29 protein-coding genes are annotated in these 25,423 nt (G+C 73.0%); 16 read left to right on the top strand and 13 right to left on the bottom strand.

The window, feature by feature from the left end; genetic code table 11:
- The first annotated feature begins 91 nt into the window (after positions 1 to 91).
- From VK501_RS16925 to VK501_RS16900, 6 genes are all read left to right on the top strand, one after another.
- The gene (locus VK501_RS16925; RefSeq protein ID WP_324339366.1) at positions 92 to 547 is read left to right on the top strand and encodes a RidA family protein; all 456 of its coding nucleotides are present in this window, start codon (positions 92 to 94) and stop codon (positions 545 to 547) included.
- Positions 540 to 2,069, top strand: a complete 1,530-nt coding sequence (locus VK501_RS16920; protein ID WP_324339364.1) for a sugar ABC transporter ATP-binding protein — start codon at positions 540 to 542, stop codon at positions 2,067 to 2,069. Before VK501_RS16925 ends, VK501_RS16920 begins: the two co-directional genes overlap by 8 nt.
- On the top strand, positions 2,066 to 3,070 hold the full coding sequence (locus VK501_RS16915; RefSeq protein ID WP_324339362.1) for an ABC transporter permease: 1,005 nt from the start codon (positions 2,066 to 2,068) through the stop codon (positions 3,068 to 3,070). The genes VK501_RS16920 and VK501_RS16915 overlap by 4 nt, the downstream gene beginning before the upstream one ends.
- Positions 3,071 to 3,137: 67 nt before the next feature.
- Positions 3,138 to 4,124 (top strand): sugar ABC transporter substrate-binding protein, encoded by a 987-nt coding sequence (locus VK501_RS16910; protein WP_324339360.1) that lies wholly within the window; start codon positions 3,138 to 3,140, stop codon positions 4,122 to 4,124.
- A 64-nt stretch (positions 4,125 to 4,188) separates the two neighbouring features.
- The gene (locus VK501_RS16905; RefSeq protein WP_324339358.1) at positions 4,189 to 5,313 is read left to right on the top strand and encodes an urea carboxylase-associated family protein; all 1,125 of its coding nucleotides are present in this window, start codon (positions 4,189 to 4,191) and stop codon (positions 5,311 to 5,313) included.
- A gap of 11 nt (positions 5,314 to 5,324) precedes the next feature.
- Positions 5,325 to 6,005, top strand: coding sequence for a cysteine hydrolase (locus VK501_RS16900; RefSeq protein ID WP_324339356.1), 681 nt, complete (start codon positions 5,325 to 5,327; stop codon positions 6,003 to 6,005).
- A gap of 25 nt (positions 6,006 to 6,030) precedes the next feature.
- Here VK501_RS16900 and VK501_RS16895 read toward each other — a convergent pair whose 3' ends face one another.
- Positions 6,031 to 7,380, bottom strand: coding sequence for a dihydroorotase family protein (locus VK501_RS16895; RefSeq protein WP_324339354.1), 1,350 nt, complete (start codon positions 7,378 to 7,380; stop codon positions 6,031 to 6,033).
- The gene (locus VK501_RS16890) at positions 7,377 to 8,936 is read right to left on the bottom strand and encodes an aldehyde dehydrogenase family protein (protein WP_324339352.1); all 1,560 of its coding nucleotides are present in this window, start codon (positions 8,934 to 8,936) and stop codon (positions 7,377 to 7,379) included. Before VK501_RS16890 ends, VK501_RS16895 begins: the two co-directional genes overlap by 4 nt.
- Positions 8,937 to 9,017: 81 nt before the next feature.
- On the opposite strand from VK501_RS16890, the gene VK501_RS16885 reads away from it, so the two are divergent.
- Positions 9,018 to 10,001: an asparaginase gene (locus VK501_RS16885; protein WP_324339350.1), complete on the top strand. Its 984-nt coding sequence runs from the start codon at positions 9,018 to 9,020 to the stop codon at positions 9,999 to 10,001.
- Positions 10,002 to 10,044: 43 nt separating this feature from the next.
- On the opposite strand, the gene VK501_RS16880 is transcribed toward VK501_RS16885, so the two are convergent.
- Complete coding sequence (locus VK501_RS16880) at positions 10,045 to 10,308, bottom strand: hypothetical protein (RefSeq protein ID WP_324339348.1); 264 nt, start codon at positions 10,306 to 10,308, stop codon at positions 10,045 to 10,047.
- A 118-nt stretch (positions 10,309 to 10,426) separates the two neighbouring features.
- Positions 10,427 to 10,942 (bottom strand): acyl-CoA thioesterase, encoded by a 516-nt coding sequence (locus VK501_RS16875; protein ID WP_324339347.1) that lies wholly within the window; start codon positions 10,940 to 10,942, stop codon positions 10,427 to 10,429.
- A 19-nt stretch (positions 10,943 to 10,961) separates the two neighbouring features.
- Between VK501_RS16875 and VK501_RS16870 the strand changes: the two genes are divergently transcribed.
- Positions 10,962 to 12,398, top strand: a complete 1,437-nt coding sequence (locus VK501_RS16870; protein WP_324339345.1) for a M28 family peptidase — start codon at positions 10,962 to 10,964, stop codon at positions 12,396 to 12,398.
- Positions 12,399 to 12,453: 55 nt separating this feature from the next.
- Here the strand turns inward: VK501_RS16870 and VK501_RS16865 are convergent, their stop codons facing one another.
- Positions 12,454 to 12,840, bottom strand: a complete 387-nt coding sequence (locus VK501_RS16865) for a nuclear transport factor 2 family protein (protein WP_324339343.1) — start codon at positions 12,838 to 12,840, stop codon at positions 12,454 to 12,456.
- Between the two features lie 60 nt (positions 12,841 to 12,900).
- Between VK501_RS16865 and VK501_RS16860 the strand changes: the two genes are divergently transcribed.
- The 3 genes from VK501_RS16860 (at position 12,901) to VK501_RS16850 (ending at position 13,984) form a co-directional block, all read left to right on the top strand.
- Entirely contained in the window at positions 12,901 to 13,353 is a 453-nt protein-coding gene (locus tag VK501_RS16860; RefSeq protein ID WP_324339341.1) for a helix-turn-helix domain-containing protein, read from the top strand.
- A gap of 113 nt (positions 13,354 to 13,466) precedes the next feature.
- The gene (locus VK501_RS16855; RefSeq protein WP_324339339.1) at positions 13,467 to 13,733 is read left to right on the top strand and encodes a hypothetical protein; all 267 of its coding nucleotides are present in this window, start codon (positions 13,467 to 13,469) and stop codon (positions 13,731 to 13,733) included.
- Positions 13,734 to 13,735: 2 nt separating this feature from the next.
- Positions 13,736 to 13,984 (top strand): DUF6510 family protein, encoded by a 249-nt coding sequence (locus VK501_RS16850; protein ID WP_324339336.1) that lies wholly within the window; start codon positions 13,736 to 13,738, stop codon positions 13,982 to 13,984.
- Positions 13,985 to 13,993: 9 nt separating this feature from the next.
- Here VK501_RS16850 and VK501_RS16845 read toward each other — a convergent pair whose 3' ends face one another.
- From VK501_RS16845 to VK501_RS16830, 4 genes are all read right to left on the bottom strand, one after another.
- Entirely contained in the window at positions 13,994 to 14,194 is a 201-nt protein-coding gene (locus VK501_RS16845; RefSeq protein WP_324339334.1) for a hypothetical protein, read from the bottom strand.
- 326 nt (positions 14,195 to 14,520) lie between these two features.
- A complete protein-coding gene (locus VK501_RS16840; RefSeq protein WP_324339332.1) occupies positions 14,521 to 15,417 on the bottom strand; it encodes a Rieske (2Fe-2S) protein in 897 nt (298 codons plus the stop codon).
- Positions 15,414 to 16,265 carry a hypothetical protein gene (locus tag VK501_RS16835; protein ID WP_324339330.1) on the bottom strand — a complete coding sequence of 284 codons (852 nt, stop codon included), beginning with the start codon at positions 16,263 to 16,265 and terminating at the stop codon, positions 15,414 to 15,416. Before VK501_RS16835 ends, VK501_RS16840 begins: the two co-directional genes overlap by 4 nt.
- Positions 16,266 to 16,275: 10 nt before the next feature.
- Entirely contained in the window at positions 16,276 to 16,488 is a 213-nt protein-coding gene (locus VK501_RS16830) for a hypothetical protein (RefSeq protein ID WP_324339328.1), read from the bottom strand.
- 147 nt (positions 16,489 to 16,635) lie between these two features.
- Between VK501_RS16830 and VK501_RS16825 the strand changes: the two genes are divergently transcribed.
- Positions 16,636 to 16,998 carry a hypothetical protein gene (locus tag VK501_RS16825; RefSeq protein ID WP_324339326.1) on the top strand — a complete coding sequence of 121 codons (363 nt, stop codon included), beginning with the start codon at positions 16,636 to 16,638 and terminating at the stop codon, positions 16,996 to 16,998.
- On the opposite strand, the gene VK501_RS16820 is transcribed toward VK501_RS16825, so the two are convergent.
- Positions 16,988 to 18,040: a metallophosphoesterase gene (locus tag VK501_RS16820; protein ID WP_324339324.1), complete on the bottom strand. Its 1,053-nt coding sequence runs from the start codon at positions 18,038 to 18,040 to the stop codon at positions 16,988 to 16,990. The two genes, VK501_RS16825 and VK501_RS16820, sit on opposite strands and share 11 nt — an antisense overlap.
- Before the next feature lie 73 nt (positions 18,041 to 18,113).
- Between VK501_RS16820 and VK501_RS16815 the strand changes: the two genes are divergently transcribed.
- The 4 genes from VK501_RS16815 to wecB are packed head-to-tail and all read left to right on the top strand — an operon-like array spanning position 18,114 to position 21,940.
- Positions 18,114 to 18,788 (top strand): response regulator transcription factor, encoded by a 675-nt coding sequence (locus VK501_RS16815; protein WP_324339322.1) that lies wholly within the window; start codon positions 18,114 to 18,116, stop codon positions 18,786 to 18,788.
- Positions 18,785 to 20,059 carry a HAMP domain-containing sensor histidine kinase gene (locus tag VK501_RS16810; protein ID WP_324339321.1) on the top strand — a complete coding sequence of 425 codons (1,275 nt, stop codon included), beginning with the start codon at positions 18,785 to 18,787 and terminating at the stop codon, positions 20,057 to 20,059. Before VK501_RS16815 ends, VK501_RS16810 begins: the two co-directional genes overlap by 4 nt.
- A 9-nt stretch (positions 20,060 to 20,068) precedes the next feature.
- Positions 20,069 to 20,863, top strand: coding sequence for an aminotransferase class IV (locus VK501_RS16805; protein WP_324339319.1), 795 nt, complete (start codon positions 20,069 to 20,071; stop codon positions 20,861 to 20,863).
- A gap of 9 nt (positions 20,864 to 20,872) precedes the next feature.
- Positions 20,873 to 21,940, top strand: coding sequence for a non-hydrolyzing UDP-N-acetylglucosamine 2-epimerase (wecB, locus tag VK501_RS16800; RefSeq protein ID WP_324339317.1), 1,068 nt, complete (start codon positions 20,873 to 20,875; stop codon positions 21,938 to 21,940).
- A 5-nt stretch (positions 21,941 to 21,945) separates the two neighbouring features.
- On the opposite strand, the gene VK501_RS16795 is transcribed toward wecB, so the two are convergent.
- The 3 genes from VK501_RS16795 to VK501_RS16785 all read right to left on the bottom strand — a co-directional run.
- On the bottom strand, positions 21,946 to 23,250 hold the full coding sequence (locus VK501_RS16795; protein WP_324339315.1) for a nucleotide sugar dehydrogenase: 1,305 nt from the start codon (positions 23,248 to 23,250) through the stop codon (positions 21,946 to 21,948).
- 52 nt (positions 23,251 to 23,302) lie between these two features.
- Positions 23,303 to 24,328 (bottom strand): Gfo/Idh/MocA family oxidoreductase, encoded by a 1,026-nt coding sequence (locus VK501_RS16790; protein ID WP_324339313.1) that lies wholly within the window; start codon positions 24,326 to 24,328, stop codon positions 23,303 to 23,305.
- A gap of 29 nt (positions 24,329 to 24,357) precedes the next feature.
- Positions 24,358 to 25,423: adenylosuccinate synthase (locus tag VK501_RS16785; protein ID WP_324339311.1), on the bottom strand; the 1,066-nt coding region annotated here is incomplete at its 5' end.

The following is a 25,423-nucleotide window of genomic DNA, read 5'->3' as shown; positions in this document are numbered from 1 at the left end:
TCGGCGGATCTCAGCACGACCTTGCCACAAGGCGGCGGAGTACGTAGTGTGGTGCAGGACACATCGTATACCGTATATCGCAGAAGGCCCCATGACCGCTGAAGTCCTCCCACCCCTCGCTCGCTATGCCCCCTACCGGCGGGCGGGCGACCTCGTGTACCTGGCCGGGATCATCGCCGTCGACACCGTCGCGGGACGCACGATCAGCGGCTACGCCGACCTCCCGGCCGAGGCTCGAACGGCGCTCGGCGAGACGGGCGAGATGTCGGTGGACTCCAAGGACGGCCCGATCGCCGCGCAGTCCTGGTTCGTCATGGAGCAGCTGCAGCGGGTGCTCGGCGAGGCCGGGGGGACGATGGACGACGTCGTCAACCTGACGCAGTACTTCGTCGACCTCCGGGACTTCCCGATCTACAACGCGGTTCGGGCCACGTACTTCCCGAACCCGCCGGCCAGCACGGTCGTGCGGGTCGCCGAGCTCCTGCCCACGCCCGCCTCGCTGCTCGAGGTCCAGGCCGTGGCGTACATCCCCGAGCGTCGTGGCTGAGACCTTCCTCGCCGTCGACGGGGTGACGAAGCGGTACCCCGGCGTCACCGCGCTCTCCGGCGTGTCGCTGGAGCTGCGCCGCGGCGAGGTGCACGGGCTGATCGGCGAGAACGGCGCCGGCAAGTCCACGCTCATCCGCATCATGACCGGCGCGACGCGGCCCGACGAGGGCACCGTGGCCATCGACGGCGCGCCGGTCACGCTCGCGAACCCCGGCGACGCGCGCCGCCGGGGCGTCGTCGGCATCTTTCAAGAGCTGACCACTCAGCCATGGCTCACGGTCGCCGACAACATCCTGCTCGGCGAGGAGCCGACGATCGGCCCCGGGCGCCAGATCCTCGCCCGGCGCCGCGGCAACCGCCGCGCCCGCGAGGTGCTCACCCGGCTCGACGCTGCGGGCATCCCGGTCTCGGCGCGCGCAGGCGACCTGAGCACCGCGCAGAAGCAGCTGCTGGAGATCGGTCGCGCGATGGCCCTCGACGCGCCGCTCATCATCATGGACGAGCCCACGGCGTCGCTGCCCGACCGCGACGCCGACCGCCTCCTCGAGCTCATCGACGAGCTGCGCACCCAGGGGCGCACCGTCCTGTATGTGTCGCACAGGCTCGACGAGATCCGTCGGATCGCCGACCGGGTCACGGTCCTGCGTGGCGGCCGGCACGTCACCACGGCACCGACGGCGGAGCTCGACCTGCCGCGCATGATCGAGCTGATGCTCGGCCGCCCGGCGGGGGACCTCTTCCCGCCCCGCAACGACCGGATCGGCGAGCCCCTGCTGCGCGTGCGAGGCCTGAGCCGCCGTCGCGCCTTCTCCGACATCTCGTTCGACGTCCGCGCCGGCGAGGTGCTCGGGTTCTCCGGCCTGATCGGCGCCGGCCGCTCGGAGGTCATGCGCGCGCTGTACGGTGCCGAGCCGGCCGACGCCGGCACCGTGGAGATCGCCGGCGCGCCGGTGAGGCTCCGATCGCCGCGCGACGCCATCCGCGCGGGCATCGCGTACCTCCCCGAGGACCGGAAGGAGCAGGGCCTGGTGCTCGGCCTGTCGGGCCGCGAGAACATCGCCCTGCCGTCGATGCGGCGCTTCACGCCGGGCGGCGTGATGCGCCGCGGCGCGATGGAGCGCGAGACCGGCGAGATCAGCCGGGCGCTGCAGCTGCGCGGCTCGCTCGACGCCGAGGTGCGGACGCTGTCGGGCGGCAACCAGCAGAAGATCGTCATCGGCAAGGCGCTGCTGACGAACCCGCGCGTGCTGATCTTCGACGAGCCGACGCGCGGCATCGACGTCGGCGCCAAGCGTGAGGTCTACCGGCTCGTCCACGAGGCGGCCGGTCGTGGGGCGGCCGTGATCCTCGTGTCGTCCGAGCTCCCGGAGGTGGTCAACGTGGCCCACCGGATCCTCGTGATGTCGAGCGGCCGCATCCACGACGAGCTCACCCACGACCAATTCGACGACCGGCGGATCCTCACGGCGGCGTTCGCCGGCCATGTGGCCCGCTCCGACCAGACCGAGGACGAGCGATGAGCGCGACCAGCGCGGAGACCGAGGCGGACCGCTCCGGCGACGAAGGGGACCGGCTGGCGCGACTGCGGCGCATCGACCCGCGCGATGCCGGCCTGCCATTGGCGGTGCTCGCGCTCATGGTCTTCTTCACGGTCCAGTCGAGCGTCTTCTTCACCGTCGCGAACTTCCAGAACGTGGGCCTCCAGGCGGCGGCGCTCGCCCTGGTCGCGTTCGGCCAGTGTTTTGTCGTGCTCAGCGCCGGGATCGACCTGTCGGTCGGGTCGACGGTGGCGCTCTCGAGCGTCGTGACGGCGATCGTCATGAAGGACACGAGCATCCCCGTGGGGATCCTCGCCGGGCTGGGCACCGGCGTCGGCGTCGGGCTGGTCAACGGGCTGGTCATCACGGTTCTGCGCGTGGTGCCGTTCGTGGCGACGCTGGCGATGCTGTCGGTCGCCTCGGGCCTCGCCCTGAGCTGGAGCGGCGGGACCCCGATCGCCGGACTGCCGTCCGGCTTCACGAAGATCGCGTTGACCCGCGTCGCCGGCGTGCCGCTGCCGGTGGTCATCGCGGCGTGCGCGTTCCTCCTGGGGTACGCCGTCCTGCGCCACACGCGCCTCGGCCGCTACCTCTACGCCGTCGGCGGCAACGCCGAGGCCGCGCGACTGGCCGGCGTGGACGTCCGCGTGGTCACGGCCGTGGCGTACGTCGTCTGCTCGTTCTTCGCGGCCTGCGGCGCGGTCGTCCTGACGGCCCGCGTCTCCTCCGGCCAGCCGACGCTCGGCGCCAGCCTGGCGCTCGAATCCGTCGCCGCGGTCGTGATCGGCGGCGTCTCCCTCTTCGGTGGACGAGGCTCCATCGTCGGCGTCCTCTTCGGGGTGGCCTTCGTGAGCATCCTGTCCAACGGGCTGAACCTGCTCAACGTCAGCTCGTACACCCAGCTTCTGATCCTCGGCGTGGCGCTCGTGGCGGTCATCGCGATCGACCGGCGGATCAGCAGGGGTCGCGGTGAGGAGACGTGACCCGGACGCCCGGCAACGGCGTCACATCAGCCCCAGCACCTACGGAGGACGGTTCATGATCACATCAATGCGCAGTCGCGCGGCGCTTCTGGCAGGTCTCCTGACCAGCGCCGCCGCACTCGCCGCGTGCGGCTCGAGCGACGAGGGAACCTCGTCGGGGTCCAGCTCCGGCGGCGGCAAGGGCAAGATCGGCGTGTCGGTCCCGACGGTCCAGGGGCCGTTCTTCACGGCGATGCTCTACGGCATGAAGGACGAGGCCAAGAAGCTCGGCTACACGCTGGAGATCCGTGACGCCGGCGGCTATGCCAACGTCGACAAGCAGGCGTCGCAGTTCGAGAACCTTGGAGTCCAAGGCGTCAAGGCAGTCCTGATCGATCCAGCCGACCCGACGACGCTCACCGGCTCGCTGGCGCAGGTCAAGGCCGCCAACGTCCCGGTCGTCGGGGCGGGCGATCATTTCCCGGGCGCCGACGTGTCGGTGTCCTCCAGCCATTGCGACGTCGGCCACGCGATGGCCAAGGGCGCTCAGGAGCTCCTGCCCGACGGCGGGACGATGGCCGCCCTGACCGGGCCCGCCGGCGCGCCTTGGACGACCGACCGCTGGAAGTGCTTCACCGACGACATCAAGAGCACCAACATCAAGATCGTCTCGGAGAAGGCGTCCGACCCGGCAGTGGAGCAGGGCGTGACGATCGCGTCGGACTTCCTTCAGCGCACCCCGAAGCTCGACCTCGTGTACGGCGCGGACGACACCGTGGGCGTCGGCGCGGCCAAGGCCGTGCAGGAGGCCAAGCGCTGCGGGAAGACCCAGGTGCTGACGGCGGTCCTCGGACGTGAGGCCGAGGCCCTGCTCGAGGAGGGCTGCGTGAACTACGTGGTCGCCCAGCAGACCGTGCTGGTCGGGCGCCTGGCCGTCCGCGAGGCCGACAAGCTGATCGCCGGCACGAAGCCGCCGAGCGACACCGTCAGCGTCCCGCTCGTCCCGGTGACCAAGGACAACCTCGCGACCGTGGACATCAGCAAGCTCCGCGAGCCCGACAGCTACAAGCCGTAGGCCGACAACCGCCGGCACGGGCGCCCTCGCCCGTGCCGGCGTGATCACTCACCCGTAAGGACCCATGCCGAACACCATCGCCATCCGCCTCAACCAGCAGCAGCTCGAGCTGGTGGACGCGACCGTCTCACGACTCGGGCTCGCCGATCGCGAGCAGGCGCTCCTCGAGGGGCTGCGCCGCTTCGTCGACCCCGAGAGCGCGTCGCCGCCGGCCTCTGCCGACCGGCCGCGCCATGCCGCGCCGCCGGACCGCGAGGTCCTGCGCGAGGTGACCATCGAGCCGGGCACGGGCAAGGCGCTCGAGCTGCGCCGCGGCCAGGTGCTGCGCATCGCCCAGACGGTGGGCGGCCAGTGCGCCGACTTCAACTGCTTCAACCTGGTCGACTACAAGGAGTTCTTCCACACCGGGCGCACCCGCCACATGCACGGGCTGCATCCGAGCGTCGGCGACTTCCTCTGGTCGGCACCCCCGCGCGAGCGGCCCATGGCGGCGATCGTGGAGGACACCGCCGGGACCAACGACATCCTGTACCCGCGCTGCAGCGGGTTCCTGTTCGAGTACCAGTACGGGCTGCCCGTCCATACGAACTGCCACGACATCCAGGCCGAGGCGCAGCGCGAGTACGGGTTGACGCCGGATGACGTGCACGACTCGTTCAACTTCTTCATGCACACGGGCGTGGACGCCGCCGGCCGGCCGTTCATCGCCGAGAACACCGCGACGGCCGGCGACTACGTCGAGCTCCTGGCGCTCATGGATCTCCTCGCCGTTCCCAACGTGTGCGGCGCCGACGTCATGGCCACCAGCAGCTTCGAGCTCAAGCCGCTCGCGCTGACGGTCATGCAGGGCGTCGAGGCGGACTGGGCGCTGCTCGAGGGCCGCCGCGAGCTCGCCTCGTTCTCCAACCAGCGCAACCCCGGCATGTTCGTCAACCGCGACATCAAGGCCGACCGCGAGCTGCGCAGCGACCCGACCTACGAGCCCGGGTTCACCAACGTCCCGCTCGCGCTGACCACGATCGCGCTCGAGCTTCCCGACGCCGACGCGGCGGTCGTCGACGGGCTGGTCGCGCAGGGTGCCTACGGCCACGACGCGGGAGAGGTCGTGCGCTTCGTGTGGCACTCCTGGTGGATCCGCGAGTACATGCAAGGCCCCAAGCACTTCGCCACCGGCGCGGCGACCTCCTAGGAGACATCCAGATGCGATCCAACGACGCCCGCGAGGCCTTCAGCCGCCTCGTCCGCAACCCAGCCATCGTCACCGTCGACCTGCATCGGGGGCACCTGGATCCCGAGGTCGCCACGCTGCCGCTGCCGGCCGACCGCTCCGCCGCCCTCGTCGAGCGCTGCCGGGTGTTCCTCGACGCGGCGCGCGAGCTCGACGTGCCGATCGTGCACGTCATCACGGCCTACCGGGATCGGGCCGAGATCCTGTCCAACCCGTACTGGTCGTTCCAGGCCCAGCGGCCGGGCAGCAAGCGCACCAACATCGCCGAGCACAACCTCGAGGGGTTGCCCGGCCTCCAGATGATGCCCCAGCTCGTCGCCGACGGCGACGTCTACGTCACCACGAAGAAGCGCTACGACTGCTTCATCGGGACGGATCTGGAGTTCATCCTCCGATCGGGCGGCCATGACGGCCTGATCGTGCTGGGCGTCAACACCAACTCGTGCATCCTCGCGACGAGCGTCGCCGCCGCGGTGCGCGACTTCGCCGTCTTCATCCTCGACGAGGGTGTGGACTCGATGATGGGCGCCGAGCTCGACGACGCGGCACGCCGCGTGCTCGACGCCTCGTTCGGCTGGGTGATCGGCGCCGACGACACGCTCGACGCGCTGCGCGCGGTCGGCGCCGGCGCCGGCGCCGGCGCGGAGACCTAGGCCCAGGTCCGCGGGGCGCGCCCGGCTACGGGCGCGCGCCCGCGCCGGGCAGGAACCGGCCGGCCGGCGTGCCGACCAGCTCGCCCTGGTCGGCGATCGTCGCGCCGCGCAGCACCGTGCGCACGACGCGGCCCCGCACCTCGCGGCCCGCGTACGGGGTCCAGCCCGCCTTGGAGCGGACCTGGTCGTTGCGCAGCTCCCACACCGCCGTCGGGTCGACGAGCGCGAGGTCGGCGTCGGCGCCAGGCTCCAGCGCGCCCTTGCGCGGCCACAGGCCGTAGTGGCGTGCGGGCGCCGTGCTGTACACGCGCACGACGTCCTCCAGCGCGAGCTTGCCGCGGGCGGCGGCGTCGAGCAGCAACGGCATGGTCGTGTCGAGCCCCGGCAGGCCGAAGTGGCACTGCCAGATCGAGCCGGCGTGCTTCTGCTCGACGGTGCTCGGTGCGTGGTCGGAGGAGAGGAAGCTGAGCTGCCCTGAGCGCAGCAGGCGCCACATGTCGTCCTCGTCGGCGTCGATGCGGGCGCGCGCCGGCGGCGTGAACTTGCGCAGCGGGCCGTGCTCGTCGATGTCCTGCTCGCGCAGCAGGAAGTACTGCGGGCAGGCCTCGGCAGCGAGCCGTGCGCCCGCCGATCGCTCGCGGTCGATCAGCGCGACGACGGCCGGCGAGCTGCAGTGCGCGATCCCGACGGCTGCGCCGGCGTGGCGGCTGAGCACGCCGACGGTCGCGGCGGCGACCTCTTCGGCGCTGCGATTGCGCCACTCCGGAACGATGCGCGGGTCCTCGCGGCCGTCGGCCTGCAGGAGCGCCTCCGCCGCAGCGGTCAGGGCCTCGTCCTCGCAGTGGACGAGCGCGTGCGCGCCGAGTCGTGCGAGGCGCCCGAACCACTCCAGCAGGCTCGCCGCATCGTGGCCGGGGATGCCGTGCGTCGTGCAGGTGAAGAGCTTGAAGTACGCCGTGCCGGCCCGCCAGAGCTCCTCGGCGTGCCCGGCCATGCCCGGCCACGCGTGGGCGACGAGCCCGTAGTCGATGAGCGAGCGGCCCTCGAGGTGCGCGCGCTTGGCGGCGAGGTCCTCGGCGGTGCGCACGGGGTGGCCGTGCGTGTGCTCGAGGATCGTGGTCACCCCGTTGGCGGCCGCCGCGGCGGTCCCGGAGGGGAAGTCCTCGCGCATGCTGTCGCCCGGGTCCATCAGGTGGGCGTGCGTCTCCACCATGCCCGGCAGGACGAGCAGCCCGGCGGCGTCGATCTCCTCGCGCGCGGGCTTCGGCGTACCGACGTGCGCGATGCGCCCGCCGGCGACGTGGACGTCCAGGCGCGCGCGGCCGTGCTCGGTGACGACCATGCCGCCACGCACCGCCAGGTCGAACTCGCTCATGAGTACCGCAGCTCCTCGTCGGTGGCAAACCAGTCGGCGGGCGCGCCCGCCGTGTTGAGCACGATGCTCTGCGCCACGGTGTAGGCACGGTACGCGTCGAGGCCGTTCTCCTGGCCCAGCCCGCTGTCCTTGCGCCCGCTCCACGGCGACGACGGGTCGATGCGGTGGTGGTCGTTGACCCACACGATGCCGATGTCGAGGCGTTCGGCGAGGCGCAGCGCGCGGGCCGCGTCGGCCGTCCACACCGAGGCCGCGAGGCCGTAGTCGGAGTCGTTGGCCAGCGCGACGGCCTCCTCGTCGTCGGCGAACGCCATCGCGACGACGATCGGGCCGAAGACCTCCTCGCGCCAGATCTCCATCTCGCGGGTGAGATCGCCGAGCACGGTCGGGCGGTAGTAGGAGCCCTGGGCCAGCACGGGGTCGTCGGGGATGCGGCCGCCGGCCAGGACGCGAGCGCCGTCGGCGCGGGCCTGCTCCACGGCCTGCGCGACGTGATCGCGCTGGCGCGCGGACACGAGCGGCCCGATCTGCGTCCGCGGGTCCTGCGGGTCGCCCAGGCGCAGCGCCTCGGCGCGGTCGGCCACCCGTTCCACGACTTCGTCGAAGAGGCTCGCGTGCACGAGCAGCCGGCTGCCCTGCACGCACGTCTGGCCCGTGGCGACGAAGCCGGCGAAGAGCGCGCCGGCCGCCGCGACGTCCGGGTCGGCGTCCTCCAGCACGATCACGGCGCCCTTGCCGCCGAGCTCGGCGGCCACCGGGATGAGGTTGCGGCCCGCCGCCGCGGCGACCGCCCGGCCGGTCTGCGTGCCGCCCGTGACGTCGATCCGGTCGATCCCACGGTGCTCGCTCAGCGCGCGGCCCGCCTCCGCTAGGCCCGGCACGACGTTGACGACGCCGGCCGGCACCCCGGCCGCTTCGAGGGTCCGCGCCAGCTCGAGCGGCACGGCGGGGCCGAGCTCCGAGGGCTTGATCACCAGCGAGTTGCCGGCGGCCAGCGCGGCGGCGAGCTTCTTCATGGTGATGAGCAGCGGGTGGTTCCACGGGGTGATGAGCCCCGCCACGCCGACCGGACGGTGCGTCACCAGGTTGACGTGGCTGCCGCCGAACTGCGGGAGCGCGCCCTCGCTGGTGTGGGCGACGGCGCCGAAGTACTCCAGCCACTCCGGAACACGAGCCAGCTGGGCGCGCATCTCGCGCAGCGGCCGGCCGATCTGCAGCGTCTCCCAGCGCGCGAGCTCCGGCACGCGGTCGCGCAGCAATGCTGCGGCGGCCATGAGGATGCGGTGGCGCTCGGCCGGCGCGCGGCCCGCCCAGCGCCCGTCCTCGAACGCGCGCCGTGCGGCGTCGACGGCGCGATCGACGTCGGCGGGCGTGCCGGCGGCGACCTCGGCCAGGAGCTCGCCGGTCGCGGGGTTGCGCAGCTCGAACGTCGCGCCGCCGGCGGCCTCTTCCTCGCGGCCGTCGATGTGCAGCCCCACGCGTGCCCGCGGGAAGTCGCGTCGCCCGCCCCTCGCCTGCCCCGACGGCGCGAGGCCGCCCACGATGCTTTCTTGCATGCGATAGATCGTATACCGTTGTTCCTCATGGACCGACCTGCGGCCCCGCCGCCTTTCGACCGTCGCGGACTTCTGCCCCGCGTGGGCGTGCTCGGTCTGGGCGGGACCATCGCGATGGGACCGGTCGCCGACCACGAGGGAGTGGCCCCGCACCTCACCGCGGCCGCGCTCGTCGCCGCCGTGCCCGGCCTCGACGAGATCGCCGACGTCGCCGCCGAGAGCGTCCGGATGCTCCCGGGCGCGTCGCTGGGCTTCGCCGACGTCGTGGCCCTGGTCGAGACGGCCCGTGCCCGGGTCGACGCGGGGGCGCGGGGGATCGTCGTGACCCAGGGGACCGACTCGCTGGAGGAGACGGCGTACGCCTTCGACCTCCTCTGGGACCGTCCCGAGCCACTCGTCGTGACCGGGGCGATGCGGCCGGCGAGCGCCGCGGGCGCCGACGGCCCCGCCAACCTCCTGGCGGCGGTCGCCGTCGCGGTCGCGCCGGACGCACGCCAGCGCGGGTGCCTGGTGGTGTTCGCCGGCCAGATCTTCAGCGCGAGCGACGTGGTGAAGGCGCACAGCACCTCTCCGAGCGCGTTCAGATCTCCCAACACCGGACCGCTGGGCTCGGTCGACGAGGCCGTCCCGCGGTTCACGACGCCGCCCGGGGAACGCCTTCCGCCCCTCGAGCCGTCCGGCGGCGAGCCGCCGAGCGTCGCGCTCGTCACGGCGCTCCTCGGGGATTCGGGCCGGCAGCTGGAAGCCATCGCCGACGCGGGGTTCCAGGGTCTCGTGCTGGCGGCGATGGGAGCGGGTCACGTGCCCGCGCTCCTCGTCGGGCCGCTCGCCGACGCCGTGACGCGGATGCCCGTCGTGGCCACGACACGCACCGGCTCGGGACGGCTGTTGCACGAGACCTACGGGTTCCCGGGCTCCGAACGGGACCTGCACCGCATCGGGCTGCTGGATGGCGGTGCGCTCGCGCCCGTCAAGGCACGCGTGCTCCTGACGCTCGCCCTGTGGTCCGAACCCGATCGGGCGGGCGCCGAGTCGCGGTTCCGGTTGCACGCCTCGGCGGTCTGACTGCGGCGCCTGCGGTGGCCTCAGGCCTGCATGGGCGGCGGCGTCAGCTGCGGTGCTCCTCGGGATGCTCCAGCTTGTCGACACGCCATGACACCGCGACGGCGACGGCGAACAGCACGATCGAAATCCAGCCTCGTCCGTCGGTGAGCCCGAGACTGGCGAACGCGGCGATCCAGAGCCCGTTGCGCAGCCAGGTGACACGCGGATCGATGCTCACGTCGGTGTCCTCGCTCACGGGGTCAGCAGGGTCGGGATCGTGGTGCATGTCGCTGATCAAGTCGCCCCACCGGTTGTCGGTGACGAACACCGACCGAGGAGGTTACGGCGCAGGGAGGCCTTCCGGCGACATCATCACACCTTGACCAGAACCTCACCAGCGGTGCCGCAAGCACCTCATCCGCACCTGCGGACAGACGCGAGATCCTTCACGCGCGCGAGCCACCCTCGCTCGTGGCCTCCACCTCGCGCGCCACGCGGAGCGTGTCGCGCTCGGCGAGGCGGTTGCGACGGCGCACCTGCGCCTCGCCCTCGCGGCGGATCGCGTCCGGGGTGGACGCGGTCAGCGGCGGGACGCGCGCGGGACGGCCGTCGGGGTCCAGCGCGACCATCGTGAGGTAGGCGCTGTTGGTGTGGCGGACCTCGCCGGTCCGCGGGTTCTCGGCCTCGACGCGCACGCCGACCTCCATCGACGTGTTCCACACCGCGTTGACGGCGGCGAAGAAGGACACGAGCTCCCCGACGTAGACGGGAACCAGGAACGTCATGCGATCGACCGCGGCCGTGACGACCCGGCAGTGGCTGTGGCGGATCGCGACCAGGCCGGCTGCCTCGTCGCAGAGCTTCATGATGGTCCCGCCGTGCACCGAGCCGCCGGCGTTCGCGTCGGCGATGCCCATCCAGTGGACGAGCGCCGGACCGGCGCGCGGCGCAGGGTCGTTCATGGGCGCATGCTAGGAGACTGTGTCGCTATCGCGACTGGGGGCCCACCTCCGGCGGCGTCGTGGGCCTCGGCCTCGCTGGCCGCCTACGGTACCCCTACCGTGTACCCGCGCCTCGGGCACCCGCGGCTTCGACCAGTCGCGCGACTACGTCGTCGGGCAGCTTCGGAATGCCGGCTACGCGGTCAACGTCCAGCCGTTCACGTTCCCGTACTTCCAGGAGCTCGCGCCGTCGACCTTCGAGCGCACGGCTCCCACCGCCCGGACCTACGAGCATGCGACCGACTTCAACACGATGGACTTCTCCGGCAGCGGCGACGTGACCGGTGACATCGTGCCCATCGACCTCGTCCTCCCGCCCGGGCCGACGCCGTCGTCGAACACCAGCGGCTGTGAGGCCGCGGACTTCGCCGGGTTCCCGGCGGGCGCGGTCGCGCTGGTCCAGCGCGGCACGTGCACCTTCGGCGCCAAGGCGCAGAACGCCAAGACCGCCGGCGCGTCGGCCGTGGTGATCTTCAACGAGGGCCAGCCGGGCCGGACGGAGGCGCTCAGCGGCACCCTCGGCGACCCGATCGACATCCCGGTCGTCGGCACCAGCTTCGACGTCGGCAACGAGCTCGCCGACCTGGCGCAGGCCGGAACCACCACGGTGCACGTCACGACCTCGACGCTGTCGGAGAACCGCGCGACCTACAACGTGATCGCCGACGCCCCGTCCGGGCGCGCCGACCACACCGTGGCCGTCGGCTCGCACCTGGATTCGGTCGTCGCCGGCCCCGGGATCAACGACGACGGCTCCGGCACGTCGCAGGACCTGGAGATGGCCCTGCAGTACGCCAAGGCGGTCAAGAACCCGACCAACCACCTGCGGTTCCTGTTCTTCGGGGCCGAGGAGGAAGGTCTGCTGGGCTCGGCGGCCTACGTCGCGTCGCTGTCTCAGGACCAGACCGACGAGATCATGGCGATGCTCGACTTCGACATGATGGCCTCGCCGAACTTCGCGCGGTTCGTCTATGACGGCGACGGCTCGGACTTCCCCGGCAACGAGGGGCCGACCGGCTCGGACATCATCGAGTCGTTGTTCACCGGCTACTGGGCCGGTCGCGGGCTGGCGAGCGGGACGATCCCGTTCGACGGGCGCTCCGACTCCGTCGCGTTCACCGATGCAGGGATCCCGTCGGGCGGCATCTTCGCCGGCGCCGAGGGCATCAAGTCCGAGGAGCAGGTCGCCAAGTACGGCGGCACCGCGGGTGTGGCGTACGACAAGTGCTACCACCAGGCGTGCGACACCCTGGCCAACCTCAACACCCAGGCCATGGGTCAGTTCGCCGACAACGCGGCCAACGCCACGGCCCGGCTGGTCATGCGTGACAACGACCTCACCGACAACACCGAGACGCTGAAGGCCAAGCGGACCACGAAGTCCCAGGACTTCAAGGGCCCGCAGCTGGTGCGGTAGAGCAGCAGGCGGGGCGGCCGATTGCCGGTCGTCCCGCCCGCGGCGCTTCGACGAGCTACGCCGCCGGGAGCAGCGCGCGGAATGCGGCGCTGTCGAACACCACGCGCCCCGACGCCAGCCGCCCGTCGCGCACGACGTGCCACTCGGTCATGAGCACCGAGCCCTCGGCGACCGGCGTGGCGAGGTCGACCTCGTAGATCGAGCAGACCTCGCCGGCGTCTTCCCAATGACGAAGCAGGCGGTGGCCTCGGGTGATCCTCCGCAGGCCTTCGGCGCTGGCGAAGAACGCCTCCTTGCCGGTGACCGACACGAACGGGCCGTCGAACGCGAAGTCGTCGGCGACGAGGGCCTGCGCGCCGTCGAAGTCGCCGTCGTAGAACGACGTGAGATAGGCGCGGACGACCTCGGAGGCGGAGGTGTCGGAGTTGTGATGTGCTTGCATGATGCCAGGAGCCTACGACGTAGGCTTGCATGACGCAAGTCGGTGATAGCGTGGGTGCTCGTGCTCGGCCGGACCTACGACAACCAGGACTGCTCCGCGGCGCGCGCGCTCGAGCTGATCGGCGAACGCTGGAGCCTGCTCATCGTCCGTGACGCCGCCCTGCGCGGGATGACGCGGTTCGCCGAGTTCCAGCGCAGCCTCGGAGTGGCGAGCAACATCCTCAACAAACGTCTCGACGACTTCGTCGCCGCGGGGCTGATGGAGCGACGCCCGGTGCCCGGTCACGCCGGCCATCAGGAGTATGTCCTGACCCCGCGCGGCCTCGAGCTGCAGCCGATCGTCCTCGCGCTCTCGGCGTGGGGCGATCGATGGGCCGCGCCCGACGGTCCTCCGGTGCACTTCGAGCACCGCGACTGCGGCGGCACGGCCCTTCAGGACGTCCACTGCACGACCTGCGGCGATCGGCTCGCGGGCGCAGATGTCGTCGCGCGGCCCGCCGCGAACACCGCCTGAGCGCCCCGGCCTCAGCGGCGGCGCTCGAGGGTCAGCGATCGCGTCCGGGCCGCCGACGTCCCGTCGCGGGTACGCGATCGGCTCGCCGCTGCTCGCGGCGTACAGTCGGATCCATGTCGACCAAGCGAAGCAGAACCCGGCTCGACGCCGTGCCGCTGCGCGTCACCGGCGTGACCGCCAGCGGCCCGAGCCTGCGCGGGCCCATGGCGATCGGCGCCCTGGCCATGGGCGCGGGGGCGATCGGCGCCCTGGCGATCGGACGCCTGGCCATCGGCCGCGCGGCGATCAAGCACCTGACGATCGAGGAGCTCGACGTTCGCCGGCTGCGGGTCGAGGACCTCGAGATCGTTCGCGAGCAGCGCGTCGTCACCGGAGGCTGACCATGCACACCGACGGAAACGCGATCGCCGGGCTTCTCGAGGAGATCTTCGCCCGGGAGGTGACGAGCACGGAGCGCGTGTGCCAGTCGTGCAGGGCGCGGAACCGCATCGGCGACCATCAGCTGTATCGCGGCGCCGGTCTCGTGCTCCGCTGTCCGAGCTGCGGCGACGTGGCCGCCTGCATCGCCACCCTGCCCGACAGCTACGCCGTGAGCCTCCGCGGGATGTGGCTGATGGACCGGCAGACGTGACGGGCGGGATTACGCAGGAGTCCTGCGCCGGCGCGACGGTTCGATGCGAATCGCCGCGATCTCCTCGGCCGGCGGCATCTTCGCGAGCACCCCGCGGATGATGTCCAAGAGCTCGTGATCGTCGTGGCTGAGGTCGGCGAGCAGGGACCGCAGAGCCGAGTGTGTGAGCTTCAGCTCCTCGGCCGTGAGCTCGACGTGGTAGGTGGTCATCTCGCACCTCCGTAGGTATGGGTCTCGTAGCAGATGATACGAGCCTTCGCCGGCGGCGGGAAGAGCCTCAGGTCCGGCGGAACGCCCGCAGCGCGAGCGGCACGAAGATCAACAGGCGCCCGGCCATCCAGGCGAGCGCTCCGAGCGCGGGGTGCAGGGCGTCGCCGTGTCCGATGGTCAGCGCGTCCGGCGACGACGCCCGTGGCGGGCGGCATGGCGTAGGTCCGTGCGAAGAACCGTCCGGTCTCGATGGCGAAGGCGAGCTGGTCGTTCTGACTCACATTGCCGACATCACACGAATCTCAGGAATCCGTGGCCGGTCGAGCTCACCCAGGAACGCGGCGCCGCACCTCCAGCGCGCCGCCGCGCTCGCGCACCTCGAACGTCGGCTGCGGCGCGGTGGCCGGCCCGCGCCGGACCGCGCCGTCGGCGCGGGCGAAGCGGGAGCCGTGGCAGGGGCAGACGATCTCGTCGTCCTCGACCCGGCCCTCGGCCAGCGAGCATCCGCGGTGCGAGCAGCGGTCGTGGAGGGCGAAGAGCTCCGCCCCGTCGCGCAGCAGCAGGATCGGCGTGTCGTCGACGACCACGCGCGTCGGCCGGCCGGCCGTCACGCCGGCGGCGTCACTGGCCGCGGTCCACTCGGCCGGTCCGGGGTCGTAGACCGTCTGGTCGGGGCCGATGCCCTGGGCGAAGGTCAGGTGCCCGCCGAGATAGCCGCTGGCCATGAGCATCGTCGCGCCGCCCAGCCCCAGCAGGGTCCCGCGGCCGCGGCGGCCGCCCCGGCGCGCCGCCAGGGAGGCGCCGTACAGCGTCAGCGCCCCGGTGTTGCAGGCCGCGTGGACGAGGCCGACGCGGCGCACGCCGTCGTGACCGTACTCCGAGTCGGCCCAGTCGTTGGCGCCGGTCATGGCGGTCGGTCCGGCAGCGACGATCCCGATCGCGATGAGCCGCCGCCGTGCCCGGCCGCCGTCGTCGCCGCCGAGCACGTCGAGCATCGTCGCGCTGAGCAGCGAGCCGATCGCGACGTCGGTCAGCACGGGATGGAGGGCGTGGCCCAGCCACGTGCCGCTCAGCGCCTCCTTCACCGGCGTCGGCGCCGCGGCCTTGCGGACGCGGGCGGCGACCGCCCGGGCCGGGCCGTCCAGGCCACCGGCGGCCTCGACTCGCTCGACGAGGGGCCCGAGCGGGCTCTTGCGCCGGCGTCCTGCGCGCGTGCTGGTCATGGCCTGCGGTCTACCCGAGCGCCATGGGCCACACGCAGTCCTCCCCCGACCGCGGCGAGCGCCACCGCGCCGACCGTACCGCCGATCACCCACCCGCGCAGCGGGCGCGTCAGCACGTCATAGACGGCCAGGGCCAGGTCCCGCGAGGAGCTGTCGGCCGCGATGACCGCGCGGGCCACGAGCCAGGCCGCCACGAGCAGGAGCGTCGACACCGCCAGGCACGCCGCGACGCGCAGCACGCCGCTCGCCAGGCCCGGCGCGGTCAGCGCGACGAGCAGCAGCGCCACGATCGCGCCCGGGATCGAGAAGGCGCGGACGATCCGGATCCGGTCGGTGGCGTCGCGGGTGCGACGCATCTCGGCGCGATCGGCGAGGACCACCGGGGCGGGGTCGCGGATCGCGTCGGCCACCTCGGCCGGCAGCCCCGCGGCCCGCACGCGCGCACGGAGCACCGTCGCGATCCGGCCGAGGTCCATGGTCAGCCGCGCATCCACGTCGCCCTCGAGCCGCGCCACCAGGCGCGCGTGCGTCGTGCGCAGCACGGCCAGGAAGCTCTCCCGATACGCGCTCGACGCCACCAGCCGCTCGGCGATGGACCGCACCTGCGCGCGCAGCGCCGTCGTCCCGCCCGGGACCGGCACGGGCAGCGAGCCGAGCTCGGCGTTCGCCGCGGCGACCAGCTCGTCGGCGACGGCGCGCTGCACGGTCGCGTCGGTGCTCAGCGGCCGCGCGGTCTCCAGGAAGCGCTCGGTGTCGGTCGCCTCGCCGTAGGCCCACCAGCTCGCCACCGCCACCGCGGGCAGCACGCCGGCGAGGAGCAGGACGACTGCCGTGAGGGTCCGGCGCACTCGGGCGAGTCTAGGAGGACGGGGCCGGCAGGCTGCCGACCGGGGCCTCCTCGACCGCGTCCGCGCGCTGAAGCCGGCGCTCCTCGGCGGCCTCCATCAGCAACACGTACAAGTAGCTCAGGTCCCGGCCGAGACGCCCGCGCTCGTCCCCCGCGGTCCGCAGGCGCTCCAGCGTCCGCCGCGCGTGCACATCGAAGTACAGCCACCAGAACGCGGCCGTCATGAGCATGCACACATCGAGATCGCCCCGCCGGATGTGCTGCACGGTCTCAGAGGTGGGACGGCGACGTTCACGGCAAAGCCCGCCATTGCGCCCTGCGCCAGCGGCCTACTGGCGAGGGCGAACCTGCGAAGAGGGAGCGACACGATCATGGCCGTCCACCTGCACCGGCCGGGCTACGACCACGCACGCAAGCTGGTCGAGGAGCAGCACGTCGTGCTCGACGAGCGCGACGACTGGAGCGAGCACCAGCCCTCGGCCGCCGAGGAGAACGCGTTTATCGAGGAGCACGGCTACGCCGAGTACGGCCGCTGGCACCTCGGCGTCGACGACGAGCAGAACCCCGAGACCAAGGGCCACTACAAGTTCCCCTACGGCGACTTCGCCGACATCCACCGCTGCGCCGTGCTCTCCGCCGAGTCGCGCGCGGCGCAGCGCGACTACACCGACATCGAGAACGCCGCCGCGCACCTGCACGGCATGCTCGAGGCGCTGCGCACCCTCAGGAGCTGACGCGCGCCCACCCGCCGCGGGCCGGCCGCGCCCCGGCCCCCAGGCCGTCCAGGAGGCCGACCGCCTGCGGGTCGCCCTCGTCCTCCAGCACGATCGCGCCCCCGGGCCAGTACGGATGCGGCGGCACCGCGTGGTGCAGCAGCAGCGGCTCGTAGACCCACGAGCCGGTGTTGGCGATCCGCAGCCGCCCGTCGGCCCCCGCCCAGAACGACGCGTCGTCGCCCGGCAGCGGCCCCAGCCGGTGCACGTGCCCGAAGACGACCCAGTCGGCCTCGACACCCAGCCGGTGGACGACGCGCGCCAGCGCCGGCATCGACGCTCGCCGCATCTGCGCGCCGAGGATCCGGGACGTCAGCGGCGACAGCAGATGCCCCAGCGGCGCGTCCGATCGCCCCGGCATCGTCGCGGCGCGCAGGTAGTTGGCCACGTCGTCGACCAGTGCGGCCGGCGGCAGCGGCAGCCAGCGGGTCAGCGAGGCCTCCAGCCGCGTCAGCGACGGGCCGCCCTGCTCGTAGTCGTTCGCGGTCGCGCCGTCGTGCGGCAGCCGCCCCAGCAGCCCGCGCGCCACGCCGAACGCCGACTCGGGCAGCAGGTGCCGATCGAGATAATGACCATGAGTCGCCCACACCCGCGACGACAGCCACACGCCCGGGTAGTGGACGTGCACGGCCGCGGGCGCGAGCCAGCCCACGATGCGCGCCAGCGCCGGCGTGGCGTCCGGCGGCATCGCCGCGTCGACCGGCAGCGGCGTTCCCAGCCTCCTCACCCACGGGCGCACCAGCGCCGCGTCGTGATTGCCGGGCACGAGGACGATCTCGCGGCCGGCGCCCATCCGGGCTCCCACCGCCCGCAGCACCGGTCCGGCGATCTCCATCGCCCGCGCCGCGCGCCCCTCGGCCAACTCCACGACGTCGCCGAGCAGCACCAGCCGGTCCACGTCGTCGAGGGCGCACAGCAGCGCGTCGAGCGCCGCCCCGCGGCGCAGCACGTCGCGCCCCAACCGGGACCCGATGTGGAGGTCGGAGATGACGAGCGTGCGCACGTGAGGCGGCGACGTTAGCGGTCGCGGAGCCGCTCTCAGCATCTTCCAAGGTTCGGCCGCCACCCTGCACGGCATGCGAGTCCTGGTGGTCGACGACGAGATGGCCGTGCGCACGTCCCTGCATCGCGCGCTGAACCTGGAGCGCTACGACGTCGACCTCGCGGAGGACGGGCGCGAGGCGCTGGAGCTGATCGCCGCCGCGCGCTACGACGCGGTCGTCCTCGACGTCAGCATGCCCACCCTCGACGGCCTCGAGGCGTGCCGGCGGCTGCGCGCCGCCGGCGACCGCACGCCGGTGCTGATGCTGACCGCGCGCGACGCGGTCGACGACCGCGTCGCCGGCCTCGACGCCGGCGCCGACGACTACCTCGTCAAGCCGTTCGCGCTCCGCGAGCTCAAGGCCCGGCTGCGGGCGCTGCTGCGCCGCGTCGACGGCCCGACCGACGAGCTGCGCTTCGGCGACCTGCGCCTCGAGCCCGCCACGCGCGACGTCTGGCGCGGCGAGCGCCGCCTCGAGCTCTCCCGCACCGAATACGGGCTGCTCGAGCTCTTCCTCCGCCATCCGCGGCAGGTCCTGGAGCGCTCGACGGTCTTCGAGCAGGTCTGGGGCTATGACTTCGGCGCGACGTCGAACGTCCTCGGCGTCTACATGGGGTACCTGCGCCGCAAGACGGAGGCGGCGGGCGAGCCGCGCCTGCTCCACACGGTCCGCGGTGTCGGGTACATCCTGCGGGAGGAGCCGACGTGACCCTGCGCCGGCGCGTGACGCTCATGTCCGCGCTGGTGGTCGGGGCGACGCTCGTACTGGCCTCCGTCGTCTGCTTCTTCGTGATGCGCGGCGAGCTGCGCGGGCAGATCGACGACTCGCTGCGCGACCAGGGTCGGCAGCTGTCCCGGCTCCAGTTGGGCGTGAACCGCACGCTCCCGCGGCGCGTGCCCGAGCCGCCGCGGCGCTCCGGCACGCCGGCCGGCTACGTCCAGTTCCTCGACACCCACGGCGCGGTGCTCCGGCGGCCGATGGCCGCGACCGACCCACCGCTGCCGATCACCGCGACGGCCCGGCGGCTCGCGGCGTCGACCCACGGCGGCCGCGTCCTGCAGGACGCCCAGGCCGACGGCGTCCACGTGCGGATGCTCACCGTCGGGCTGCCCGGCCGTGGCGCGGTCCAGTTCGCGCGGTCGCTGGCCAGCGTCGACCGGGCGCTCTCGCGCCTCCAGATCGTCCTCGCGCTCCTCACGGTCTTCGGAACGGCGCTGGCCGCGCTGGCCGGGCGGCTCCTCTCCCGGCCCGTCGCCGCGCCCACCGAGCACGAGCTCGCCCTCTCCCAGGGAGCGCTGGCCGACTCGCTGGCCGCCCAGCGCCAGCTCGTCGCCGACGCCTCGCACGAGCTGCGCACGCCGGTCACGTCGCTGCGCACCAACGGCGAGCTGCTGCGCGACGCCGCCTACGTCCCCGACGACGAGCGCCGGCTGATCGCGGGCGAGGTCGTGGACCAGGCCGAGGAGCTGACCGCGCTCATCGGCGACCTCATCGACCTCGCGCGGGGCGACGTCCCCGACCCCGCCGTCGAGGACGTCCGGCTCGACGCGTTGGCCTGTGAGTCGGTCCAGCGCGCGCGCCGCCACGCGCCCGGATTGCGCTTCACGCTGACGACCGAGCCGTGCTCGGTGGAGGGTGCGCCGGAGCGGCTCGCGCGCGCCATCAACAACCTCCTGGACAACGCCGCCAAGCACTCGCCGCCCGGCGGCCTCGTCGAGATCGCCCTGCGCGACGGCACGCTGACCGTCCGCGACCACGGGCCGGGCATCGACCCCGACGACCTCCCCCACGTCTTCGACCGCTTCCATCGCGGTGCCAACGCCCGCGGCCGCCCCGGGTCGGGCCTCGGGCTCGCGATCGTGCGCCAGGTGGCCGAGGCGCACGACGGCTCGGTGGCGCTCGAGGCGGCGGCCGGCGGCGGAACGCTCGCCCGGCTGCGGCTGCCCGCTGTCAGGGTGGAGGCGCTGACCGCCACATAGGATGGGCCGATGGCCCTCACCGCGCTTGCCGTCGTCGACGGCCACGTCCTGCCCGCCGACGAGGCGACGATCCCGGTCACCGACACCGGGTTGCTGCGCGGCGACGGCGTCTTCGAGGTGATCCGTGTCTACGGCGGCCGGCCGTTCGCCTTCGAGGATCACCTGCGCCGCATGGCCAACTCGGCCAAGAACCTGCGCCTGGAGATCGACCTGAGCGCCGTGCAGGCCGACATCGACGCGCTGCTGGCCGAGGCCGGCCCGCTGGAGGGCGCCGTGCGCTTCCTGGTCACCCGCGGCGGCCGGCGCGTCGGCCTCGTCGAGGTGGTGCCCGCCCACGACCGGCCGCTGGCGCTCGCCTCGATCGAGTACGTCCCGCCGCGCGTGCTGGACGGCGTGAAGTCGCTGAGCTACGCGGGGAACATGCTCGCCGGTCGCCTCGCCCAGGAGACCGGCGCCGACGAGGCGCTGCTCGTCACCCCGCACGGCCGCGTCCTGGAGGGCCCGACGTCCGCGCTGTTCGCGTCGCTGGACGGCACGACGCTCGTCACACCGCCGCTGAGCGACCGCGTCCTGGACTCGATCACCCGCCGGCGCCTCCTCGCCCTGCTGCCCGGCGCCCGCGAGGAGGTCATCACGCGCGAGGAGCTGCGCGGCGCTACGGAGGCGTTCCTGGCCTCCACGACGCGCGAGGTGCAGGCCATCGCGCGCATCGACGACGACGAGCTGCCCGCGGCCCCTGGGCCGCTGACCCAGGCCGCCGCCGACGCCTTCTCCGCGCACGTGCGCGACGCGCTGGGCGCGTAGGACACCATCTTGAGGATCGTCACCGTCATCGGCAACCGGCCGCAGTTCGTCAAGGCCGCGGCCGTCTCGCGCCTGCTGCGCGAGCGCCACGACGAGCACCTCGTCCACACGGGGCAGCACCACGACGACGAGCTGTCGGCCATCTTCTTCGAGGAGCTGCAGGTCCCGCGGCCCGAGCGCCAGCTGCACATCTCCGGCGGCACGAACACCGACCAGACGGCGCGCATGCTCGCCGGGCTCGGCCCGCTGTTGGCGGAGGAGCAGCCCAACGTCGTGCTCGTCTACGGCGACACGAACTCGACGGTCGCCGGTGGCCTCGCCGCGGCGCAGGCCAACATCCCGGTCGTCCACGTCGAGGCGGGCATGCGCTCGTTCGATCGCCGGATGCCCGAGGAGCTCAACCGCGTCCTCACCGACCACCTGTCCGCGCTGCTGCTCACCCCGTCGCAGACCGCGATGGACAACCTGGCGCGCGAGTCGGTCGCCGGACGCGCGGTGCTCGTCGGCGACGTGATGGTCGACGTCGCGCTTCTGTTCCAGCCGCGTGCGAAGGCCGACCACCATCCGCTGCGCGACGCGGGCGTGGCGCCCGGCGAGTACGTCCTGGCGACGTCGCACCGGGCCGGCAACGTGGACGTCCCCGAGCGGCTGCGCAAGTTGGTGGACCTGCTGCTGGCCGGCGACGAGCCGGTCGTCTTCCCGCTGCACCCTCGCACGGGCGCGCGCCTGGATGCGGCCGGCTGGCTCGACGAGCTGCAGGAGGCCGACCACATCCGACTCGCGCCGCCGCTGGGCTACATGGCCTTCACGTCGCTGCTGACCAACGCCCGCGCGGTGCTCACCGACTCCGGCGGCGTGCAGAAGGAGGCCTACTTCGCCGGCGTGCCCTGCGTGACGATGCGTGACACGACCGAGTGGGTGGAGACGGTCGACATGGGGTGGAACGTCCTGGTCGACCTCGACCGCGACGCCGCGCACGCTGCGCTGCACCGCACACCTCCGGCGCAGCGCCCCGAGCTCTACGGCGACGGGCGCGCGGGCGAGCGGGTCGTCGCGGCGATCGACGACCTGGCGTAGCGGCGCTAGCTGCGCGGCGCGATCGACGACCCGGGGTCCTGCGCGGAGCCCTCCGGACGGCCGATGCGGTGCACCGGGACGCCGGGGAAGCGCGCGGCGTCGAGCACGCCGCGACCGTCGACGATCGTCTGCACGCCGGGCAGGTCGCCCGACCCGAGCAGCGCATACTCCTGGTGGTCGGCCTGGACGAGCGCGGCGTCGATCGGGCTGGTCCCGTCCCACGGCACGAAGTCCAGCTCCCGCAACTCGTCGTCGGAGAACAGCGGGTCGGCGGCCAGGACCACCGCGCCGCGCCGGGCCAGCGCGTCCTTCAGTGCGAAGGCGCCGGAGAACGCCGTCTCCTTGACGCCGCCGCGGTAGGCGACCCCGAGGATCAGCGCGCGCTTGCCGCGGACGTCGCCGGCGAGGTCGGCCGCGTAGGCCGGCATCCGCTCGTTGATCTCGCGGGCGGCGAGCGGCAGCCGCGCGTCGGCGTCACCGGCCAGCAGGAACCGCGGGTAGACGGGGATGCAGTGCCCGCCGACCGCGATGCCCGGCCGGTGCACGTGGCTGTAGGGCTGGGAGTTGGCGGCGTCGATGACCGACAGCACGTCGACGCCGAGGCGGTCGGCGTAGCGGGCCAGCTCGTTGGCAAAGGCGATGTTGATGTCGCGGTAGGCGGTCTCGGCGAGCTTGCTCAGCTCGGCCGCCTCCGCCGAGCCGAGGCCGCGGACCTCGGCGTCGAGGAACGAGGCGTACAACTCCATCCCGCGCGCCTCGCCCGCGGCGCTCAGGCCGCCGACCAACTTGGGGTAGTTGTCCAGATCGGCGATGACGCGTCCGCTGAAGATGCGCTCCGGGCTGAAGACGACGTGGAAGTCCTCGCCCTCGGCTAGCCCCGAGGCGGCGCTCAGCCCGGGCGCCAAGCGGCCGCGCGTCGTCCCCACTGGCACCGTCGTCTCCACCGACACGACCGTCGGCGGATCGTTGCGCTGCAGGCCGCGCCCGATGTCGGCGATCACCGCGTCGAGCGTGATCCAGTCCGGGCGCGCGCTGGCGTCGACCACCAGGGGCGGCACCGCGATGACGAGCGCGGGGCCCTCGGCCACCGCAGCGGCCGTGTCGGTCACCGCGCGCAGACGGCCGTCGGCGACGGTCTCGGCCAGCGCCTCCGGCAGACCGGCCTCGTTGGGGAAGGGCGCCTCGCCGGCGTTGACGAGGTCGACCACGCGCTCGTCGACGTCGGCGCCGACGACCTCGTGGCCGGCCAGCGCGATCCGCGCCGCCAGCGGCAGCCCCACCTTGCCCAGCGCAACGACGACGACGCGCATCAGCGGAGACCGATCCGGCCGCTCGGCGTTGTGCCCGCGACTACGACGACCTTCACGCGCTCGCCCGCACGACGACGGTCTGCCCGGACGCCGCGCTCGCCAGTACGGCCTCGGCCACGGCCACGGTCTCCAGGCCCTCCTCGAGCGTGACGACGAGCGCGTCGTCCTCGCCGCGGATGAGCGCGCAGAACGCCTGCAGCTCGACGGCGAGGGGCTCGTGGCGCGTCAGCGCGTAGCGCGTCATGTCGCCCTCGGCGACGCCGCGCAGCGCCTGCATCGCCGGCCAGCCCTGGGTCGGCACGTCGGCGTTCTCGTAGAACATGAGGTCGGCGCGCAGCGTGTCGGCGACGAGCATCCCGCGCTCGCCGAGGATGCGGGTGCGGCGCACCTTCATCGGGGTCAGCCAGTCGACGACGGAGTTGAACGCCACACCGCCCTCGAGCTGGCCGGTGACGAGGACGAGATCCTCGTGCGCGCGCCCCATCCGGTGCTGCGTCTGCGCCGCCACGCGGTCCACGCGCCCGCCGCCGAGCCAGCGGACGAGGTCGAGGTCGTGGGTCGCGAGGTCCTTGACGACGCCGACGTCGCGCACGCGGTCCGGGAACGGCCCGACGCGCTCGGTGGCCACCAGGAACACCTCGCCGAGCTGACCGTCGTTGACGCGCCGGCGCAGCTCCAGCAGCGCCGGGTTGCAGCGCTCGACGTGGCCGACGGCGCCGTGCAGGCCGGCGTCGCGGACGATGTCGATGATCTCGCGCGCCTCGTCGGCGGTCGCCGCCAGCGGCTTCTCGACGAGCACGTGGACGCCCGCGGCGGCGAGCTCGCGAACGGCCGGCAGGTGCTCCTCGGTCGGCACGGCGACGACGGCGAAGTCCGGCGGCCCGCCGGACGCGGCGAGCAGCTCGTGGACCGAGCCGAACAGGAGCGCGGGATCGCGCAGCGCGCCGAAGCGGTCGCCGCCCGGGTCGACCGCGCCGGCGAAGCGCATCCCGGCGTCGGACTGGAGGATGCGGGCGTGATGGCGGCCGATCATGCCCAGGCCCAGCACGGCACCGCGCACGGGTTGATCGGTCGCCACGGTGAGAGCCCTTGCGCCCGCCGGCCGCGCTAGGCCGACGCCGCGGCCATGGCGTCCGCGGCCAGCGCGGAGTCCTTGGCGGCCTCGGTCCAGATGATCTGCTCGCGGCCGGGGCCGACGCCGATCAGGACGATCGGCACGCCGACGGCCTCCTCGACGAACGCGAGGTACTTCTTCGCGTTCTCCGGCAGGTCGGCGTAGGAGCGGATGTCGGAGAGGTCCTCGGTCCAGCCGGGCAGCTCGGTGTAGACGCCTTCGGCGTGGTGCAGCACCGACTGGTGGTAGGGGAACGTGTCGGTGACGAAGTCCTCGTCACGGGTGCCGCGGTACTGCGTGCAGACGCTGATCGTGTCGAAGCCGCTGAGCACGTCGAGCTTGGTGACGGCCAGCGCCGACAGCGAGTTGAGGCGCGTGGCGTAGCGCAGCGCGACGACGTCGAGCCAGCCGGTGCGGCGCGCGCGGCCGGTGGTCGTGCCGAACTCGCCGCCCTTCTGGCGGATCTGCTCGCCGACGTCGTCGTGGAGCTCCGACGGGAACGGCCCGGCGCCGACGCGCGTGGCGTAGGCCTTGGTCACGCCCCACACCTCGGCGATGTCGCGCGGGCCGACGCCGGCGCCGACGGCCGCCGCGCCGGCGACGGGGTTCGACGACGTCACGAACGGATAGGTGCCGTGGTCGATGTCCAGCAGCGCGCCCTGGGCGCCCTCGAAGAGGATGTGCTTGTTGTCGTCCAGCGCGCGCCAGGCCAGCGCCGACGTGTCGGCGATGTGCTGCTCGAGGCGGTGGCCGTAGGTGAGGTACTGCTCGGTCATCGTCTGCAGGTCGATCTCGCGCGCGAAGGGCCGCAGCTGCTGGCGCTTGGGCTCCAGCGCGGCGGCGATCTTCTTCTTGAGGATGCGCTCGTCGAGCATGTCCTGCACGCGGATGCCGAGGCGGGCCGCCTTGTCGGCGTACGCCGGGCCGATGCCGCGCTTGGTCGTGCCGATGAGGTTCTTGCCCAGCTTCTGCTCGCCCTCCATGTCGAGGAGCAGGTGGTAGGGCATGATCAGGTGCGCGTTGGCGCTGAGCTTCAGGCCGCTGACGTCGACGCCGCGG

This window comes from Baekduia sp., assembly GCF_035318805.1.
GTDB lineage: Bacteria > Actinomycetota > Thermoleophilia > Solirubrobacterales > Solirubrobacteraceae > Baekduia.
This window is presented reverse-complemented; position numbering and strand designations above follow the sequence as displayed.

Excerpts from the sequence above, each read along its gene's own strand:
- VK501_RS16925 (WP_324339366.1), top strand. The coding sequence starts at position 92 with ATGACCGCTGAAGTCCTCCCACCCCTCGCTCGCTATGCCCCCTACCGG.
- VK501_RS16915 (WP_324339362.1), top strand. The coding sequence starts at position 2,066 with ATGAGCGCGACCAGCGCGGAGACCGAGGCGGACCGCTCCGGCGACGAA.
- VK501_RS16910 (WP_324339360.1), top strand. The coding sequence starts at position 3,138 with ATGCGCAGTCGCGCGGCGCTTCTGGCAGGTCTCCTGACCAGCGCCGCC.
- VK501_RS16905 (WP_324339358.1), top strand. The coding sequence starts at position 4,189 with ATGCCGAACACCATCGCCATCCGCCTCAACCAGCAGCAGCTCGAGCTG.
- VK501_RS16900 (WP_324339356.1), top strand. The coding sequence starts at position 5,325 with ATGCGATCCAACGACGCCCGCGAGGCCTTCAGCCGCCTCGTCCGCAAC.
- VK501_RS16895 (WP_324339354.1), bottom strand. The coding sequence starts at position 7,380 with ATGAGCGAGTTCGACCTGGCGGTGCGTGGCGGCATGGTCGTCACCGAG.
- VK501_RS16890 (WP_324339352.1), bottom strand. The coding sequence starts at position 8,936 with ATGCAAGAAAGCATCGTGGGCGGCCTCGCGCCGTCGGGGCAGGCGAGG.
- VK501_RS16875 (WP_324339347.1), bottom strand. The coding sequence starts at position 10,942 with ATGAACGACCCTGCGCCGCGCGCCGGTCCGGCGCTCGTCCACTGGATG.
- VK501_RS16865 (WP_324339343.1), bottom strand. The coding sequence starts at position 12,840 with ATGCAAGCACATCACAACTCCGACACCTCCGCCTCCGAGGTCGTCCGC.
- VK501_RS16855 (WP_324339339.1), top strand. The coding sequence starts at position 13,467 with ATGTCGACCAAGCGAAGCAGAACCCGGCTCGACGCCGTGCCGCTGCGC.
- VK501_RS16850 (WP_324339336.1), top strand. The coding sequence starts at position 13,736 with ATGCACACCGACGGAAACGCGATCGCCGGGCTTCTCGAGGAGATCTTC.
- VK501_RS16845 (WP_324339334.1), bottom strand. The coding sequence starts at position 14,194 with ATGACCACCTACCACGTCGAGCTCACGGCCGAGGAGCTGAAGCTCACA.
- VK501_RS16840 (WP_324339332.1), bottom strand. The coding sequence starts at position 15,417 with ATGACCAGCACGCGCGCAGGACGCCGGCGCAAGAGCCCGCTCGGGCCC.
- VK501_RS16830 (WP_324339328.1), bottom strand. The coding sequence starts at position 16,488 with ATGACGGCCGCGTTCTGGTGGCTGTACTTCGATGTGCACGCGCGGCGG.
- VK501_RS16825 (WP_324339326.1), top strand. The coding sequence starts at position 16,636 with ATGGCCGTCCACCTGCACCGGCCGGGCTACGACCACGCACGCAAGCTG.
- VK501_RS16815 (WP_324339322.1), top strand. The coding sequence starts at position 18,114 with ATGCGAGTCCTGGTGGTCGACGACGAGATGGCCGTGCGCACGTCCCTG.
- VK501_RS16805 (WP_324339319.1), top strand. The coding sequence starts at position 20,069 with ATGGCCCTCACCGCGCTTGCCGTCGTCGACGGCCACGTCCTGCCCGCC.
- VK501_RS16795 (WP_324339315.1), bottom strand. The coding sequence starts at position 23,250 with ATGCGCGTCGTCGTCGTTGCGCTGGGCAAGGTGGGGCTGCCGCTGGCG.